Annotated in this window: 16 protein-coding genes; 4 read left to right on the forward strand and 12 right to left on the reverse strand. The window is 37.6% G+C overall.

Annotated features, from left to right (window positions below; translation table 11 throughout):
- Positions 1–69: 69 nt before the first annotated feature.
- The gene (locus NY607_RS14390) at positions 70–516 is read right to left on the reverse strand and encodes a YlbF/YmcA family competence regulator (protein WP_004224800.1); all 447 of its coding nucleotides are present in this window, start codon (positions 514–516) and stop codon (positions 70–72) included.
- An 87-nt stretch (positions 517–603) separates the two neighbouring features.
- Here NY607_RS14390 and NY607_RS14395 point away from each other — a divergent pair, with 87 nt between their 5' ends.
- Positions 604–1,104: a PaaI family thioesterase gene (locus NY607_RS14395; RefSeq protein WP_066037197.1), complete on the forward strand. Its 501-nt coding sequence runs from the start codon at positions 604–606 to the stop codon at positions 1,102–1,104.
- On the opposite strand, the gene NY607_RS14400 is transcribed toward NY607_RS14395, so the two are convergent.
- Both NY607_RS14400 and NY607_RS14405 read right to left on the reverse strand, forming a co-directional pair.
- Complete coding sequence (locus tag NY607_RS14400; RefSeq protein WP_048394690.1) at positions 1,085–2,557, reverse strand: UDP-N-acetylmuramoyl-L-alanyl-D-glutamate--2,6-diaminopimelate ligase; 1,473 nt, start codon at positions 2,555–2,557, stop codon at positions 1,085–1,087. The genes NY607_RS14395 and NY607_RS14400 overlap by 20 nt on opposite strands.
- Before the next feature lie 151 nt (positions 2,558–2,708).
- Positions 2,709–3,863, reverse strand: coding sequence for a CAP domain-containing protein (locus tag NY607_RS14405; RefSeq protein WP_259419892.1), 1,155 nt, complete (start codon positions 3,861–3,863; stop codon positions 2,709–2,711).
- A gap of 147 nt (positions 3,864–4,010) precedes the next feature.
- Between NY607_RS14405 and NY607_RS14410 the strand changes: the two genes are divergently transcribed.
- Together NY607_RS14410 and ytvI are read left to right on the forward strand one after the other, a co-directional pair.
- Positions 4,011–4,412 (forward strand): YugN family protein, encoded by a 402-nt coding sequence (locus tag NY607_RS14410; RefSeq protein ID WP_004224795.1) that lies wholly within the window; start codon positions 4,011–4,013, stop codon positions 4,410–4,412.
- Between the two features lie 145 nt (positions 4,413–4,557).
- Positions 4,558–5,619: a sporulation integral membrane protein YtvI gene (gene ytvI, locus NY607_RS14415; protein ID WP_131521643.1), complete on the forward strand. Its 1,062-nt coding sequence runs from the start codon at positions 4,558–4,560 to the stop codon at positions 5,617–5,619.
- A 14-nt stretch (positions 5,620–5,633) separates the two neighbouring features.
- Here ytvI and NY607_RS14420 read toward each other — a convergent pair whose 3' ends face one another.
- The 7 genes from NY607_RS14420 to cyoE all read right to left on the reverse strand — a co-directional run bounded on the left by NY607_RS14420 (position 5,634) and on the right by cyoE (position 12,240).
- A complete protein-coding gene (locus NY607_RS14420; protein ID WP_016992774.1) occupies positions 5,634–6,095 on the reverse strand; it encodes a DUF420 domain-containing protein in 462 nt (153 codons plus the stop codon).
- Positions 6,096–6,135: 40 nt separating this feature from the next.
- Complete coding sequence (gene ctaG, locus NY607_RS14425; RefSeq protein ID WP_131521644.1) at positions 6,136–7,059, reverse strand: cytochrome c oxidase assembly factor CtaG; 924 nt, start codon at positions 7,057–7,059, stop codon at positions 6,136–6,138.
- 181 nt (positions 7,060–7,240) lie between these two features.
- Positions 7,241–7,585 carry a cytochrome C oxidase subunit IV family protein gene (locus NY607_RS14430; RefSeq protein WP_004224789.1) on the reverse strand — a complete coding sequence of 115 codons (345 nt, stop codon included), beginning with the start codon at positions 7,583–7,585 and terminating at the stop codon, positions 7,241–7,243.
- Complete coding sequence (locus tag NY607_RS14435; RefSeq protein WP_004224788.1) at positions 7,585–8,211, reverse strand: cytochrome c oxidase subunit 3; 627 nt, start codon at positions 8,209–8,211, stop codon at positions 7,585–7,587. Before NY607_RS14435 ends, NY607_RS14430 begins: the two co-directional genes overlap by 1 nt.
- The gene (ctaD, locus tag NY607_RS14440) at positions 8,211–10,094 is read right to left on the reverse strand and encodes a cytochrome c oxidase subunit I (protein ID WP_131521645.1); all 1,884 of its coding nucleotides are present in this window, start codon (positions 10,092–10,094) and stop codon (positions 8,211–8,213) included. Before ctaD ends, NY607_RS14435 begins: the two co-directional genes overlap by 1 nt.
- Positions 10,095–10,134: 40 nt before the next feature.
- Complete coding sequence (coxB, locus tag NY607_RS14445) at positions 10,135–11,223, reverse strand: cytochrome c oxidase subunit II (RefSeq protein ID WP_131521646.1); 1,089 nt, start codon at positions 11,221–11,223, stop codon at positions 10,135–10,137.
- 99 nt (positions 11,224–11,322) lie between these two features.
- On the reverse strand, positions 11,323–12,240 hold the full coding sequence (gene cyoE / locus NY607_RS14450; protein ID WP_131521647.1) for a heme o synthase: 918 nt from the start codon (positions 12,238–12,240) through the stop codon (positions 11,323–11,325).
- Positions 12,241–12,576: 336 nt separating this feature from the next.
- Between cyoE and NY607_RS14455 the strand changes: the two genes are divergently transcribed.
- Positions 12,577–13,500: a COX15/CtaA family protein gene (locus NY607_RS14455; RefSeq protein ID WP_048394700.1), complete on the forward strand. Its 924-nt coding sequence runs from the start codon at positions 12,577–12,579 to the stop codon at positions 13,498–13,500.
- Positions 13,501–13,765: 265 nt separating this feature from the next.
- Here NY607_RS14455 and pyc read toward each other — a convergent pair whose 3' ends face one another.
- The gene (pyc, locus tag NY607_RS14460; protein WP_259419893.1) at positions 13,766–17,200 is read right to left on the reverse strand and encodes a pyruvate carboxylase; all 3,435 of its coding nucleotides are present in this window, start codon (positions 17,198–17,200) and stop codon (positions 13,766–13,768) included.
- Positions 17,201–17,212: 12 nt separating this feature from the next.
- A complete protein-coding gene (locus NY607_RS14465; protein ID WP_131521649.1) occupies positions 17,213–18,394 on the reverse strand; it encodes an FtsW/RodA/SpoVE family cell cycle protein in 1,182 nt (393 codons plus the stop codon).
- Positions 18,395–18,414: the final 20 nt, after the last annotated feature.

An 18,414-nucleotide genomic window follows, 5' to 3' on the forward strand; every position in this document is an offset into this window, starting at 1 on the left:
TAAACTAACTCAGTTATTGCCTTCGAGTTGTCTACAGTCTAGAAGAGATATGTTATATACACATCCTATTTACGCTGAGCAAGAGCATGAACCGCCCGAGCCACATCCACCTCCGCAAGATGAACCAGATGCAAAGAATGGATTACTAACAGGAACTTTTACCGCTTCAGAGACCGTTTTTCCTATTAATAGGCTAATCTCATCCAGTAAATCCTGAAAATCGTTTTCAGCAATTTTTAAGGCTGAAACTTTCTCATTTAAGTCAAGTGCCCTTTTCTGTTGGCGAATCGACTTCATAATTGTATGATAGTCCGGATGATATTTTCCGAAACGTTGTACATCTTCGTACTGCTCTTTCATGCGATTAAATGCATATATAGCCTCTACAATTTGTGCATCACTATATACAGCTTCATACGCTTGTTGTAGCGCCATCGCAGGTTCTGAGGAAAGAATCATCTCACAAAGCGCTTCCGCCTCATCCAAAATGATTACCCAGTCAGAGGTCATCATCATCTTTAATTCCCCCAATCTCTTTCCCATCATAACAGATTTTATGGTAATTTTACATTAATGATAATTTTAATGAAAGAGGTTTTCCAAATGATGACAACATCTAAGGAGCAGGTTGAACAGTTAGTGGCCGAGATTTTACAAGACAGTACCGAGGAAGATGAAGAAGTTTTATTACATCTTTTAAATGGCCTACGGGAGAAACAGCAAGGCATTCACCGTCGTTATATTAATGCTACTTTACATATGGTAGGTAAATTTGAGCCTGAGGTCAGTGAGGTCCGTATCCCTATTACACCGGTCATTCATAATACGATAAAGGTGCCACACGGAGGTATTGTTGCAACGATTGCCGATGCCGCTATGGGAGGGCTTGCTTCGCGCTCTGTGCCTGAGGGCTATAATGTAGTTACTACGAACATGAATATATCGTATATTGCTACCACTACAAATAAAGAATTGATTGCACGTGGTCGTTTTGTTCATAAGGGACGCCAAACGCTTGTCATGGAATGTGATGTTGAAGATGAGACTGGTCGCAGGCTTGCCATTGCTACAGGATCTTTCTTCGTTATTCAGCGTCGTCCGTAATTAAACTCGCAAAATAGTCTTTAATACATTGTTGATCGGAAAAAGGGAACTTTTGATTTTTAATTTGCTGTGTTTGTTCATGCCCTTTTCCGGCAACAAGGACAATGTCTCCCTTTTCTGCCTTTGCTAATGCTTGATGGATCGCAAGTTTGCGATCTAAATAAATTTCATAATATTGTTGCTCTGTAAATCCAGCAATAATACTTTCATTAATCACAATAGGATCTTCATCACGAGGATTATCTGTTGTTAAATAAATAACATCAGCATATTTACTTGCTACTGCCCCCATTGCAAAGCGTTTCGCCTTGTCTCGATTTCCTCCACAACTGAAGACAAGGTAAATTGTTTTAGAGCGATCAAAGGTTTGCAATACCGCTTGCAATGCTTCTGCTGTATGGGCATAATCTACATAAACATCAATTCCTAATGGATTTTCAATCTTCTCTAGCCTGCCCTCTGGTAGCCTTAACGACCACATATGTCCAACTATATCTTCCATAGGGACACCTAAGCGCCATACAGCCATTAAGGATGCAACAGCATTTTGCACATGGTATTTACCGACAAAAGGAATTTCTACAATATGCTCACTCGCGGAAGTCTGTAAACAAAGTACGGTTTTTCCAACTGATTCACTGACGATTTGAATATGTAAATCATTGTGATTATCAAAACCAAATGAGCAAGATTTTTTCTTATCATAAATACCAACAGAACGGCAAAAATTATCATCTCCATTTAATACTAGCTTTTTTGATAAATCCGCTAAACGTTTCTTGGCACGTTTATAAGCTTCTAAACCTCCATGATCTTCTAAATGATCTTCTGATAAATTTAAAAATACACCACAGTCAATGTCACAATGATCGAGCCTATGCTGCTGCAACCCCATTGAAGAAGCTTCTAATACAACATGGGTCACACCTTTTCGCACACATTGCTTAAGAATGGGGTGTAATTCTTTAGCTTGCAATGTTGTTAATTGCTCATAAGCCGTTTGTTGTTTCTCACCATTGATGAAAAAGCCAACCGTTCCAATAACTGCTGCATGTTTATGTAGTGCATTTAGAAGCTGACTAACAAAATGGCTCACTGTCGTCTTTCCATTTGTACCTGTAATGGCGATAACAGTTAAAGCTTCTGCTGGAAAAGCAGCAAGCTTCGCACTTGCATACGATAAAAATAATGCTGTATTTGGAACCCATACAAAAGGAATTTCTTTATCTATAATTGGCAAAGAGATACTTTCTTCTGAAACGATGGCAGCAGCTCCACGTGCCAATGCCTCTTTGACAAACCGACTTCCCGATGTTTTTTTACCTTTTCGCACAATAAATATATCACCAGGTTGTACCGCCTGTGCATAGTCCTCTACACCAGTAATTTCTGTCCGTATAGATCCTCCCGTCACGCTACATGGCCAGTCTTTTAATAACTCTGCTAATTGCAAACCTAATTCCCCCTTTCAGTTCTCTATCATATGACGGCGTTTGTAACGGTGTGACGAAAAATGTAGAAGCCTAAAAGAAGGAAAAACTCCACATAAAAAATGAAGACAAGCCCGTTTGTTGAAAGCTTGTCTTCATCTGAATATTCTTCTGTTATGGTAAGGTTTGATTTGATTTATCTGTAGATTCTTCGCTATCTTGTTTTTCATTTTTCGTCTCTTCATTATCTTGCTCTTCTCTACCCACTTCTTGTGTAGTAGGTTCAAGATATATTTGTGTATAATAATCTACAAAGGCGCCAGAACCAACGCGGGTATATCGATCATTCAAAAGAACTTTTCTATGTTCAGGAGAATTTGTCCAGCCATGCATGGCTTCAATCGCATCAAAATAAGCAGTTGCCAGGTTTTCGTTCGCTTCACTATACTCGATTTTTTGCGTCTGTAATCGTTTTTTTAGATCCCCATAGGTTGGAGATTCATGCGCTAAAAAATTTTGCACCTTCATGTCCTCACTATGCATTCTTGCTGCTTCCTCCAATGATTCATCCATTTCTAAAGGAAGTAAATCATGATGGACTCTTGTTACATTTAGCAAATCATCTAATTGTTTAGCGCTAGCCACATCAATTTCTTGCTGTAAGAAAGAGGAAGGAGGAGTACGTCTAACAAGCTCCCCTTGATAGCTCATTTCATATGGCTGATGAAGGACAAGTGTTTCACTATCTGTATATCGTATCCCCTGCAACTCACTTGTTTCCCGATCTATGTAAAGCTGTGCGTAAAGACCATCAAATTTGATAAGTAGCCTTGTTTGCATATCTTCTTCACTCATGGAGAAAATGAAAATATTTTCGCCTACAGTGGCGGCTACCTCATAATCAATGATTGTCATTCTGTATATTTCATCACGTTTTTGGCCCACTTTAAAAGGAAATGCATCAATTTCTTGTCCTGCTATGTAAATTTGTGTCACAATATTATTATCAATACCAATCATAAAAAAAGTTGAAACATCTTCATTATAGACCCACCATTGATAACCAAATGAAGACGGCTCCTTTCTTGCAGGCTCCCCATATCGTTCTAAAACAGCTTGTGTGCCTTTTCCTATCAATGTGGATATACCCGTTTGTGGACGTGTCATTGCTCCTATTGCAGATTCCTGCTTTAGCTGTGTTTGAGGTATGATATTCGAATTGGTATTTGGGCCTTCTAGTGGCTCATTTTCCTTAGGGGTATTAAAAAACATAAAGCCAATTAATGCAACTGCACCACAAACCATTAAAATGCGGAATAAAGCTTTCATAGAGGACTCCTTTTCATCACCATTATTGTAAGTTATTATATCAATTGTAATTGGGTTGACACAATGTTGTCATTGCAACAATGTCGAATATGCTCTATTATAAAAATGAGCGTATACTTTGTACGAGAACCTAAAGGAGGACTATACATGTATTTTGAAAATACTAACCTTGAAAATTTAACAGCTGATCAAGAGCTACTTGTCAGCATTATGAAAAAGCATGGTTTAGAATGTGATGGCGGCTGGGATTACGAGCGTATGACATTCGATAAACGATTCGATACTCGTGAAGGTCGTTATTACCTACGCGTATTCGCATATGCTATTTCTGGTGACGTAGGTGCACACGATGCCATCCTTACATTAATGAAACCAGTCCTTGGTAAATACTATTATCCACATGGTGTTGAATATGGCGATGACGAGGTTTATCCAGCACACCTTGTAAAAAAATGTGAAGAAATCTTAAAAAAGGTTAAATTAGAGTTAGATCAATTCTCAATCGAGCCTACAAATAAAAATAACTTTGAACCTGTGAACGCACGCTAATCTTTCGTACATTGAAGTGACTGCAAGAAAGCGTAAATAGCTTCATGGTTGTAAAAAGACTGGTGGTCCAGTCTTTTTTATTTTGAGTAAAAAATATTTTTTTTCTCATACTACCTATATCTATTACAAGATGTAGGTGAGAAAAATGTTATCATTTTTTAATCGTCCTTTTTTTCGTCATCCCATTATTGTTATCGCAATGGGTATACTGATCCTTTGGTCCATCTCCATATCATTACCAATTTTACTTGCCTACTTAACCGCGTTATTGTTAGAACCAATCATCGTTCGAATGAGTAAACGGTTTAGAAAAAAACGAAAAATCGTTGTCTTCTTCTTTTTTTTGTTTTTTCTAAGTATATCTTTATTATTATGTACACTTATCCTCTATATAAGCTGGAAACAATTTTCATCCTTTATTATTGATATACCTGATTATCTCAATCAATTGTCCGCACTATGGATTCAAATGCAATCTAAGCTCAGCAATTACACCTATCATTTACCTGTAGAGCTAGTTTCACAAATTCAATTTATGATTGCAAAAGCATTAGCATCCATCGAAAAATTTTCTTTATCCTTAACGAACGTCAATGTTTGGTCAACTTTACTGACATATATTCCCACACGTCTTTTTGATATATTTGTCTATTGGATTGTGTTGTATATGTTGCTTTTAGAATTACCAACAATTAATCGTAAATTATTATCGCCCGTTCCTTTTCACTACCATCAAAAAATTATCTTTATTGGCCAACGTGTTAAGCTAGCCTTATTTGGATTTCTGAAAGCTCAATTACTTGTAGGGATAGGGATCTTTGCTATATCATTCGCTGCATTTTATTTTTTAAAAACACCATTTCCTATACTGTTAGCACTTTTACTTGTTGTTTTAGACTTTATCCCTTTTCTTGATTCATTTATTTTATTAGTCCCATGGGCAGTCTATCAGGTCTTTGCTGGCGATTATTTATATGCAGCTGTCTTAATTTTACTAACCATTGGACAATTTCTAGTCCGACGAATGATTGAGCCAAAAATTATTGGCGATAAAATTGGACTTTCTTCCTTGAATACCTTTATTGCCATGTTTATTGGTTTTAAAATCTTTGGATTTATTGGAATATTAATTGGTCCATTACTGGTTGTCGTAGTGCTTTCACTATTCCAACCAACGATAAAAAATCTCCCTCCTGCACAGAAATAAGGAGGGAGATTTTTTTAAAATCCTAAAATGGCTTTAATTACTGATGTTGTTTCACCAGGCTCAAATAAAATATACAATAATAAATAAACTAATACACCTGTTATGGCAACAAAGAACCAAATAATACTTGTAATTGGCCCAATTCGTCTGTGTAATTTTATGTTCATTTTCAAACCTGAAATAATACTAACGATACCAAACACAGCTCCAGATGTCGCTAAAATAATATGGAAAATCAAGAAGAACGTATAATATGGTTTTAAATCTTCTCCACCGCCAAAAGCTGTATTTCCAATAAAGATTGTACGGGACGCATAGATGATAAAGAAAATAAGTGCCGCAACACCTGCAGCAAGCATCACTTTCTTATGTCCCTCTACATTTCTTTTTATAATTAAGCCCCACCCTATCGCTACTAGTACAGCACTAATAACGATAAACGATGTACTAATAGTAGGCAAAATTTGCAATTCCATTGTCAAAACCCCTTACACAAAGTAAATTTCTATTCTTCAATTAATGTTGCTGTTGACTTTCCCACTTCTTTTGGTGGGCAGCTAAAGCGTCAGCAGTGATTTTATCTGGATCTTTTTGCTCGGATCGATACCATCTTGTGAAGATTGTACCAATTAGTACACCAAAAATAAGCTCTTGTAGGATTTTCATTAATACGCCACCTAATTGCTGATCTGCAACTGGTTTCATGTCTGTAAATAGCTCTGGTCCAGATAAAGATAATCCTGACAATGTAGAGGCTGGTACACAAAGCTCCATTGCCTTTAACCATGCATCACCGTTTGTGTATGTCTCATACATTGCATTTGGGGCAAAGATGATTAATCCACAAGCAGGTGTAATTAAAACGGCATTAGCAATAATATACGCCAATTTATGCAAAGGCTTCATTTGATTACTATTTGGCATATTTTGAATTAAAGGCCAGTACATAAACACCGCAGATAGAAATAATACAAATGTATAGGTTCCATGTAATGTTTCGTTTAATTTAATGTAATCCAATATGGACGGTAAATGGTAGAAAGAAAATAGACCGATAAATACAAAGACAGCAACAACTGGTAATGTTAGCACTTTAAACAATGTTCTAACTACTGGTGCTTCAATAGCCACCTTCCAAACCCACCAAGGAATCCCTTTAATTAAGAAAATAGGGACTAGCAATAACAGAATAGCCATTTGCACCATGTGCATGGTAAACATAATATGAGCCATTAAATCGATAGGAGATCCTTTGATAATATAGATGGTAATCATAGCTAAAACAAAGTAAATAGCTTCGCCTTTTTTCAAAGGTTCACTTACTTTAAAATCTTTACGCCACTTTGTTGTGACTAAAAAATAGATGATTGTTATAAAAACAAGAACCCCTATTAAATACGGGCTCCACAATGCTTGGAAACCAAATATACTAAGTGGCATATAGAACGCACTCCTTTAAACTTCAGTACTCCTATTATAAAACGCTTACAGCTATACTGCAATGAACGAAAGGTGAACAAATGTTAAGTTTAACAGTGTTTGCCTCTTTCGATACCTACATAACCTCAAAACATAGGAAAAGCACGTTCGTACAAAATAACGAACGTGCTTTTTTTGGTGATTACCACCAAATGATTGTTAAAAATGCTAAGAAGAATGTAAATGCGATTAAAATTCCCATCCACATGAAGAAACCAATAACGCCACCAAAGTGAGTTTTTTTATCTTCTAAGTGCATGAAAGAATAAAGTTGAAGTACAACTTGAACGCCAGCCAATAATAATACGAATGGCATAATTAAGTATTTAGAAAAATCAGCTGCAACTACTGCGAAGGCGATAAAAGTGAAGAAAATCATAATCGCAAAGTTGATTACTTGTTTACGCATATGAACGGCATTATGATGACGATCATACTCATACTGTGCCTGTGACTTAGCAACTATAGGTGTATCGTGTGAAGACATTATCCGATCACTCCCATCAAGTATACTACTGTAAAGATAAATACCCAAACTACGTCGATAAAGTGCCAATATAAAGCAGCAACGAAGAATTTAGGTGCATTGTACAGGTTTAATCCACGTTTAGCATTACGGATCATTAAAGTACCAATCCATACAAGACCTAAAGTTACGTGGAAACCGTGTGTCCCAACTAAAGAGTAAAACGCTGTTGCGAATGCAGATTGATTAAATGTAAAACCAAGGTGCACATAGTGGTTGAACTCATAGATTTCAAGTGCTAAGAATCCAAGACCTAAAGCTAATGTAATCGCTAACCAAGTTTGCATACCTTTAAAGTTAAAGTTACGCATATGGTAAATTGCATAAACAGATGTTAGTGATGATGTTAATAATAACATCGTCATAGCAAATGCTAATGGTAATTCAAATAAACCTTGAGTTGTGAACTCCATGCCAGCTGGCCCTTTGTTCTTAAGCGCTAAATAAGTAGCGAATAAACTTGCGAAAAGTACAACTTCACAGGCAAGGAAAATCCAGAAACCAACGACTTTATTTTTACCTTCCATCGTAGCTTGTTCAGGATGATCTGGCCAAGTATGAGGAGTAAATTTAGTATTGAAATCCATTATTTATTTCCTCCTTTGCCGTAAAGATGTTCTTCAATTTCAAGAATTTCTTCTTTGTGTAAATGGAAGCCATGATCGTCTTTAACAGAACGAGCAATCATCGCACCAAATGTAATCGCTAAACCAATGATTAATACATAGATTGACCATGGTTTATCTGCATCTGGATTGTAAAGTGCACCGAATGCTGCAATAAACATACCTAATGAAATAACGAATGGAATCGCTGAGTTATTTGGCATATGGATATCACCTAGTGGCTCAGCAAATGTAACTTCTTTATTACCTTCTTGTTTTTCAATCCACCATGGATCTAAACCACGAACAAGTGGTGTTTGACGGAAATTGTAGAATGGAATTGGTTGTGGAATTGACCATTCTAAAGTACGTCCATCACCCCATGGGTCGCGACCTGCTGGTTTGCCCTTAATAGACATTAAGCAGTTGATTACCATTAAGATAACCCCTACACCCATCATTAATGCACCGATTGTAGAGATATAGTTGAATTGATCCCAACCTTGACCATCCATGTAAGTGAATACACGACGTGGCATACCCATCAAACCTAAGAAATGTTGAAGGAAGAATGTTAAATGGAATCCGATAAAGAATACCCAGAAAGTAATCTTACCAAGCGTTTCGTTTAACATACGGTTGAAGAAAATTGGCCAGTAGAAGTGCGCTGAACCGAATAATGCTGTAACGATACCACCAACGATTACGTAGTGGAAGTGAGCAACGATAAAGTAAGAATCATGTAATTGGTAGTCAAGAGGTGCAGATGCTTGCATTACCCCTGTAACACCACCCGCAACGAATGACGGGATGAAACCAAGTGCATAAAGCATTGGTGTCGTAACTTTAATAGATCCACCCCAAATAGTTAGGATCCAGTTGAATACTTTCATACCTGTTGGAACCGCAATTGCCATTGTTGCAACAGCGAAGATTGCGTTTGCTGTTGGCCCAAGACCAACTGTAAACATATGGTGAGCCCAAACCATGAACCCTAAGAAACCAATTAAAATTGTAGCGAATACCATTGAAGAGTATCCGAATAGACGTTTACGAGAGAACGCTGGAATAATCTCAGAGAATAAACCGAATGCTGGTAATACTAAGATATAAACCTCTGGGTGTCCGAAGATCCAGAATAAGTGTTCCCAAATTACTGTGTTACCACCCATTGTATGGTCAAAGAAGTTACCACCGAACATACGGTCAAATAACATCATTAATAAACCAATTGTTAATGGAGGGAATGCGAATAAAATTAATGCACTTGATACAAGAGCAGTCCAAGTGAATAATGGCATACGCATAAATGTCATACCTGGAGCACGCATTGTAATAATCGTAACGATAAAGTTAAGACCTGAAATTAAAGTACCTGCCCCTGAAATTTGTAAACCAAGAACATAGAAATCAATACCATGTCCTGGAGAGTATAAAGATAATGATGCATAAGAAGTCCAGCCCGCATCAGGAGCGCCACCCATAAAGAATGACAGGTGAAGGAATACTGCACCTAGGAAGAATAACCAGAACCCTAATGAGTTAAGGAACGGGAATGCAACGTCACGCGCACCAATTTGTAATGGTACAAGCATGTTCATAAATGCGAATAGTAGTGGCGTAGCAGCTAGGAATAACATTGTTGTTCCGTGCATCGTTAATAATTCATTGAAAAAACCAGCTGATATGAAATCATTATTTGGTTTCATTAATTGAATACGCATTAATAATGCTTCAAAACCAGCGATAGCGAAGAACAATGTACCGGCTAATAAATACATCACTGCTAACTTTTTATGGTCAACAGTAGTGATGTAATCCCAGACAGCTGCTCCAAAGCCCTTTTTCTGTGTGTATGAGCTCACAACTTTTACCTCCCTCAAAATTTGTTACATTGAACGAAAATTATTTTTCTACTGATAAGCCCATGATGTAAGTTGCAAGAGCTTCAATTTCTTCATCAGATAAATCACCGTAGATAGGCGCAGTGCCTTCAGCATTCATCATTAAGTTACCTGGTTTAAATTCCTCAGGGTTTTTAATCCAAGCTTTTAAGCTTTCTTCATTATGCTCTAAGAAACCAGCAACACGGTTACGGTCACCAAACGTAGTTAAGTTTGGACCTGGTGTACCACCTGCTCCAGAACCAGAGATAGCATGACAGCCTAAGCAGCTATTAGCAAAAGTTGCTTCACCAAGATCAGTTGAAGCTTTGTCAGCTGTTTGTCCTTCTGTCGCTTTCATTGCATCAACCCATGCGTCAAATGCATCTGGGCTTAACGTTTTTACTTTAAAGTCCATTAATGCATGTGAAGGTCCACATAATTCAGCACATTTTCCATAAAATACGCCATCTTTAAGATCTTTTGATTCTTTATCGAATACTAAGTAGAATTTGTTTAAGTTTTCTACGTTTGTATCCATTTTACCGCCTACAGCAGGAATCCAGAATGAGTGCTTAACATCGGCAGCTTTTAAATTAAAGTAAACTTTTTCACCTGTTGGTACCACTAGCTCTTGAGCCGTTACGATACCTTGGTTAGGATATTCGAATTCCCACCAGTATAATTTTGCCGTTACATTGATCGTTAGGGCTGTTTTGTTCCCTTCTTCATCTACTTCATCCATTGCAGCTACATCTGCAAATTTATAAGTAGTTGTAACAACTGGTACAGCGATAATTAATAATAAAATAATCGGAATAACTGTCCAAATCACTTCTAAAGTATGACTACCCTCTACTTGCTTAGGGATAACATTTTCACCAACGCGTGAGCGACGGTATTTTAGGAATGCAAGTAAATAAATAACGGATACTATTACTACTACTAGCGTCATAATTACAGTAGTTAACAGTAATAAATTCAATTGTTGTTTACCTACTTCTCCAGATGGTTTTAGTGTAGAAAGATAATCTTCACCACAACCTGAAAGGAAAACCATCATCACTGCTAGAAGTGAAAAAAGACGCCATTTTTTAAGCCCTTTCATCATAGCTTAATTAAACCCCTCTTTCTTTGTTGTATTTTCATGTGTACCTAGGACATCAGTTCTGTCTATATGAATTCTTATAAAAAGAAAGAATCCCTAACTTTAGCTAAACACCGCAAATATTATGATGGATACAAATAGTATGGTCATATGATTCAACGAATAAATAAACATTTTATTTGCCCATTTCATATCATCTTTTGTTGTAAAGCCCTTCAGAGCTAGTATTAACCAACCCAAGTTCAATGCAGTAGCAAGAGTTAAAAAGCCAATTCCAAGCTCTGTTAAAAGGAAAGGTAACGGTAATAATAAAAGAATCCAGAATAACATTGAGTACTTTGTACGTTTAAATCCCTTTATAACAGGTAGCATTGGTATTTTAGCTGCACGATATTCCTCAGTCCGTTTCATTGCAAGCGCATAGAAATGTGGTGGTTGCCATGCAAACATGATAAGGAATAAGGCTAGTGCTCCTGGACCTAAGGCAGGCTCAATCGCTGCGAATCCAATAACAGGAGGAATAGCCCCCGAAATACTACCTACAACCGTGTTACTAACATGCTTCCTCTTTGACCACATTGAATACAGAACGACATAAGCAAATATTCCTACTAGTCCCCACATGCCGGCTGCAAACGATGCCGCAAATAACAAAATTTCACCTACAATTAAAAATGAGAGGGCAATGGTCAACACAAGGTTTGGCTTAAATCTGCCTGTCACTGTCGGTCTTGCCTTTGTTCTTTTCATGATTGGATCTATATCCTGATCAATGAAGTTATTCATTGCACCTGAGCCACCAATGATTAATGCCGCACCCAGCATGGTGTAAAATATGACATCAAGCTCTTGCAAGAAATGTCTACTAGTAAACTGAAAAGCCAGCCACATCCCTGTAAACGTTGTGACAAGATTCGAGTTAACGATTCCAATTTTTATTAGTGCTAAGAAATCTTTTACAACAGATGTTGTTTCTGGACCAGGATTTCTAGTAGCCGCCAGTGTACGACCGTTTGACATAATACCTCTCCTTTCATTTTTGTAAGCATATTCCGCTAACAATAACTATAGCGAAATTTGCGATTGATTTCTAGACATTAAGTGAAATTTAGATGAAGTTGTAAAAATTAGTTTTGTCTAGAAATATAATTAAAAACAACATATCTATAGTAAAACATTTTCTAAAATGAATTGTGAAGGTTAAAGCACGAAATTATGAACAATTTGTGAAATGGAATCGACATCTAGTAGTCCCTTCTCTTTACAAGTTGTTTTTTATACGTATTTTCGATATTATCTAGTAGCAGAAACATTACGTTCTTGTAATGTTGATAGATAAAGTAGGTGACTCATTTTATGCAACACAACAGGTATTTGAAGTGGTTTGCTGTTGCCGCTACAGTAGGGATGCTCCTTATATTACTAGGTGGGGCTCTCGTTACCAAAACAGATAGTGGCCTAGGCTGTGGTCGAAACTGGCCTGATTGTAATGGATCTCTTATTCCAAAGGAGATTACACCAGAAGTCCTTATTGAATTCTCACATCGTCTCGTAACAGGAGTTGTATCTATTTCAATTCTTGTATTAACCGTTTGGACATGGCGTAAGCTCGGACATATTCGCGAAGTAAAACTATTAGGTTTCTTAGCAATGTTTTTCTTAATCGCGCAAGCTCTTATTGGAGCAGCTCAAGTATTATGGGGGCAAGGTGATTTCATCTTAGCACTTCATTTTGGGATATCTCTGATTTCCTTTGCTGCGGTTCTTCTTCTCTCTATGATTGTATTTGAAGTCGATCGGAAATTTGATGCCGATAACGTATTTATCGGTAAAAAGTTACGTTGGCATACAATTGCTGTCACAATTTATTCTTATTTAGTCGTTTATACTGGGGCGCTAGTTCGTCATACAGATTCGAGCTTAATTTGTCCTGATTGGCCATTTTGCTATAATGAAACACCATTAGCACCCCCGAATAATATGTATGAATGGGTGCAAATGGGACATCGATTAGCTGTTCTTATTATTTTCATTTGGATTGCATACATAACTTGGCACGCTGTAAAGGAATATAAACATCAACGTGTTATATACTATGGATGGATAATTGCCTTTACTATAGTAGTTTTACAAGTTATTGCAGGTATGTTAGTAGTCCTTACTAAACTGAATTTAACGGTAGCTTTACTGCATTCATTATTTATTTCCCTTTTATTCGGTTTATTATGCTATATGATCATGCTAGTTGCTCGAAGTAATTATAATGAGAAAAAGAAATAGCCCATTAAAAAAGATTCGCCACCAACGATGTGTCGAATCTTTTTTCTATGACAATTTTGGTTTCTTCATAGCTTCTATAATTCCAACAATGAAGATAATCATGGACACTAGTGCATAATCCTAAAAAAATGTTGGAAAAGAAATGTCAAAATATAGACAAATTAACGTTACGAGTCGGTATAATAATAATTTATCGCTTACACACAATAACAAAGGTTATATAGATGCTAATAAAAGCATCTATATAACCTTTTTTCACGACTATTTATTCAATTTCAATTAATAGATCCCCTGTTGAAATGGCATCTCCTGCACTTGCGTATACCTCTTTAACAATACCATCTTTAGGTGCTTGTACAGTTGTTTCCATTTTCATAGCTTCTGTAATTAACAGGTGATCACCACGTTTTACAGGACTACTTTTAGAAACAACAACTTTCAGCACAGTACCTGGCATTGTAGCACCGATTTGGTTTGGATTGCTTGGATCGGCTTTTAATGCTAGATTACCATCAACTTCAACTGTCATATCCTGAATCACCAATTCACGCGATTGTCCATTAAGCTCAAAGTAAAGGACACGTGTTCCATTGTGTTGTGGTTCCCCGATTGAAACGAGTTTAATAATCAATGTTTTACCTTTTTCAATTTCGACCTCAATAATTTCTCCAAGCTTTAAGCCATATAAGAATGTCGGTGTGTCAAGAACTGAAATATTGCCAAAGGATTCTGCTGTTTTCGCATATTCCTCAAAGACTTTTGGGTAAAGTGCATAAGCTAGTACATCTTTTTTCGTAACTGGACGATTTAACTTTTCCTCTAGTACAGCCTCTAATTGATCAAACTGAATAGGCTCTAATAATTCTCCTGGACGAACTGTAATTGCTTCACGATCTTTTAACACTACTTGTTGTAATGCCTCTGGGAACCCGTCATGTGGCTGCCCAAGATAACCTTGGAAGAATTCAATCACAGAATCTGGGAAGTCAATCGTTTTTCCTCTTGTTAAGACCGTATTTTCGTCTAGATCATTTTGCACCATAAATAAAGCCATATCACCTACCACTTTTGAAGATGGTGTAACTTTAACAATATCTCCAAATAGTAGATTTACACGGGAATACATGCGTTTCACTTCTTCCCATCGATCACCAAGCCCTACAGCTTTTGCTTGCTGCTGTAAGTTACTATACTGACCACCAGGCATCTCATGCACATAAATCTCAGAATGTGGGCTGATCATGCCACTTTCAAAATCTTTATAGTATTTACGAACATCTTCCCAGTAGTACGATAATTTTTCTAATGCATCGATATCTGCTCGTACCTCACGCTTGCCGCCCTTCATTGCATAGTACAAGGAGTTTGCACTCGGTTGAGATGTTAGGCCTGCCATAGATCCAAGCGCTGTATCAATAATATCAACACCTGCTTCTATCGCTTTAGCGTATAAGTAAATTCCATTGCCACTAGTATCATGTGTATGCAAGTGGATTGGCAGACTTGTCGTCTCTTTTAACTCAGAAATTAAACGGTACGCCGCTTCTGGTTTCAATAAACCAGCCATATCTTTAATTGCTAAAATATGGGCGCCAGCTGCTTCAAGCTCTTTCGCCATATCCTTATAGTATTGCACCGAATATTTCACACGGCTGTCATCGAGGATATCCCCTGTATAACAGATTGCCGCTTCAGCAATTTTTCCTGATTGACGCACAGCATCTATTGCTACTTCCATGCCTTTAATCCAATTCAAGCTATCGAAAATACGGAATACATCAATTCCTGATGAAGCTGATTCAGCGATAAATTCTCGGATTAGATTGTCAGGATAGTTTGTATAACCAACAGCATTAGCTCCACGCAGTAACATCTGGAATAGCACATTCGGCACTTGCTCACGCAGTTTCGCTAGTCGCTCCCATGGATCTTCTTTTAAGAAGCGATAAGCTACATCGAATGTTGCACCGCCCCACATTTCCAGCGAGAATAACTGATGCATCATGCGAGCTGTTGCATCTGCAATTTGATACATATCCTGTGAACGAACACGTGTTGCAAGCAGGGATTGGTGAGCATCGCGGAATGTAGTATCTGTTAGTAGTACGTCTTCCTGTGCTAAAATCCACTGCACTAAGCCATCTGCTCCCTGTGTATCTAAAATCTGCTTTGTACCTGCTGGTGGTACAATTAAAGGATCAATTTTAGGTTGGTTTGGCTGGACAAAGATAGGTTTTGACTTCTTCTCTACACCAGGGAAGCCATTTAAGGTCACATTCCCAATATAGCTTAACAGCTTTGTTCCACGGTCTTTACGCACAGGAAACTCGAAAAGCTCTGGTGTTGTATCAATAAAGCTAGTATCAAAGGCACCTGATAAAAACTTCTCATGTGTCACCACATTATTTAAAAACGGAATATTTGTTTTAACGCCACGAATACGGAATTCTTTTAAATTACGATCCATTTTCGCAGCAGCTTCTTTAAAGTTCATACCCGAAGTGGAAATTTTCACCAACAAAGAGTCGTAGTATGGTGTTACGACAGCACCCTGGAACCCATTCCCAGCATCTAATCGCACGCCAAAACCACCACTTGAACGGTAAACCATTAACTTTCCTGTATCTGGCATAAAGTCATTTGCAGGGTCTTCTGTTGTCACACGGGCTTGAATGGCATAGCCAATCATTGGCATATCTTCTTGCTTTGGCATATGAATTTCTTCACTGTGAAGTCCATAGCCTGCCGCTACCTTAATTTGGGCATGGACGATATCAACACCTGTAATCATTTCTGTAATTGTATGTTCTACTTGAATGCGAGGGTTTACCTCGATGAAATAAAAATCGTCTCCTGCGACTAAAAATTCCACTGTCCCTGCATTTATGTACGAGACATTCTTCATTAATTTCACAGCAGCATCGCAAATACGATTTCTTAACTCTTGTGAAATCGAATGAGATGGCGCAATTTCTACCACTTTTTGATGACGACGCTGAATTGAGCAATCACGCTCATATAAATGCACAATATTGCCATGTTTATCGCCAATAATTTGTACTTCAATGTGTTTGGGTTTTATGATTGCTTTTTCTACATATACTTCATCGGAACCAAAAGCAGCCTTTGCCTCAGATTTTGCTCTTTCATAGGAGGAAGCAAGATCCTCTGGCGTATGGACTAGACGCATCCCTCGACCACCACCGCCAAGTGCTGCCTTAATCATAACTGGATAGCCATAATTGCTAGCAAACGTCTCGACCTCTGCTAGATCGGCTACTGGGCCATCTGTACCAGGAATAACAGGAATCTCAGCCGCAATGGCTTGAGAACGTGCTTTGACCTTATCTCCGAACATATCTAAATGCTGAGAAGTTGGTCCGATAAAGACAATGCCCTCTTCCTCACAGCGACGTGCAAATTCCACGTTTTCTGATAAAAAACCATACCCTGGATGAATCGCATCAACATCTGCATCTTTTGCGATGGCAATAATACCTTCAATATCTAAATAAGCATCGATTGGTTTCTTGCCAGCTCCCACTAAATAAGCTTCATCTGCCTTAAAGCGATGAAAAGCACCACTATCTTCTCTTGAATAGATGGCAACAGTTTGGATATTCAGCTCCGTACAAGCACGGAAAATACGAATTGCAATTTCTCCTCGATTGGCTACGAGAATTTTGTTGATTGATTCCATAGGTATCCCCCTTTATGATTGTGTTTTTTTCCTCTCTACCTTTTCAAACATAGAAACATTGATCAATATTCCCATCGCTAAAGATAGAATGATTATAGATGTACCGCCATAGCTTATAAAAGGTAACGTTACACCGGTTAACGGGATTAACCCGGTTACACCCCCAAGATTAATAAACGACTGCCAGCCTATCCAGCTCGCAATACCAGCCGCAATCATGCGTGCCAATGGATCTTTTGTTCGCAATGCAATAGAAAAACCTTTATATACAATAAATCCTAAACCACCTAGGACAATTAAAACTCCCCATATTCCTAATTCCTCCATAATAATTGCCATAATAAAATCTGTTTGTGGTTCAGGTAAGTAACCTAGTTTTTGAATGGATTGACCTAGACCACGTCCCTCTAAGCCGCCTCCGCCAATGGCATAATAACTATTCACCACTTGATGACCACTACCATCCTCATACTCAAACGGATTTAAGTAAGATAATATCCGTCCTTTTCGATTTCCTGTTAGTAGCTCTCCCTTAAATACCCATAGAATACCAAGAATAGCTGTACCAAATGCACCTAATACACCGAAAAATTTCCAAAATGTTTTAAATGGAATACCACTTGAAGCTACCACTGAAACAGCAATACCACATAGAATAATGACTGCTCCTAAGTCTGTTTCAAAGGCTACCCCAGCAACTACTAAAATCCATAGAAAAATTGGATAAAAAATTTCAGTAGGTTGTAGCTTTTCAAACGTATATTTTTGCGCTTTTCGATAAAAAGCAGCTGCAAAATATAAAATTATAAATAGTTTCGCATACTCCGAAGGCTGGAAATTCCCTAATCCTGGGATAGCAATCCAACTTTGAGAGCCTACTTCATCTGCCCCATGACCAAATAATTTTAACCATGTGAATAACACCGCCAATACGACCGTTAGTAACAACATAATATTCTTATTCGCATAATGTTTATATGGGAAAAAGGCGGTCACTATAAAGCCGAGGAAAGCCACCATTAAATTAGTCACTTGTTTTTGATAAAAATAATCAGGTGCCTGTTCTTTCTGTGCAATAGCAACCATCATACTTGAACTGTAAATCATTATTAACCCAAATAAACTTAATAATAGGACCGTAAAAAATAAGGGGTAATCAAAATTTTGTGCATAGCGTTTTAAGTATTGTCTCATTGGAAAACCTCGTTCTAGTA

Source organism: Lysinibacillus sp. A4, assembly GCF_024919535.1.
Classification (GTDB): Bacteria; Bacillota; Bacilli; order Bacillales_A; family Planococcaceae; genus Lysinibacillus; species Lysinibacillus capsici.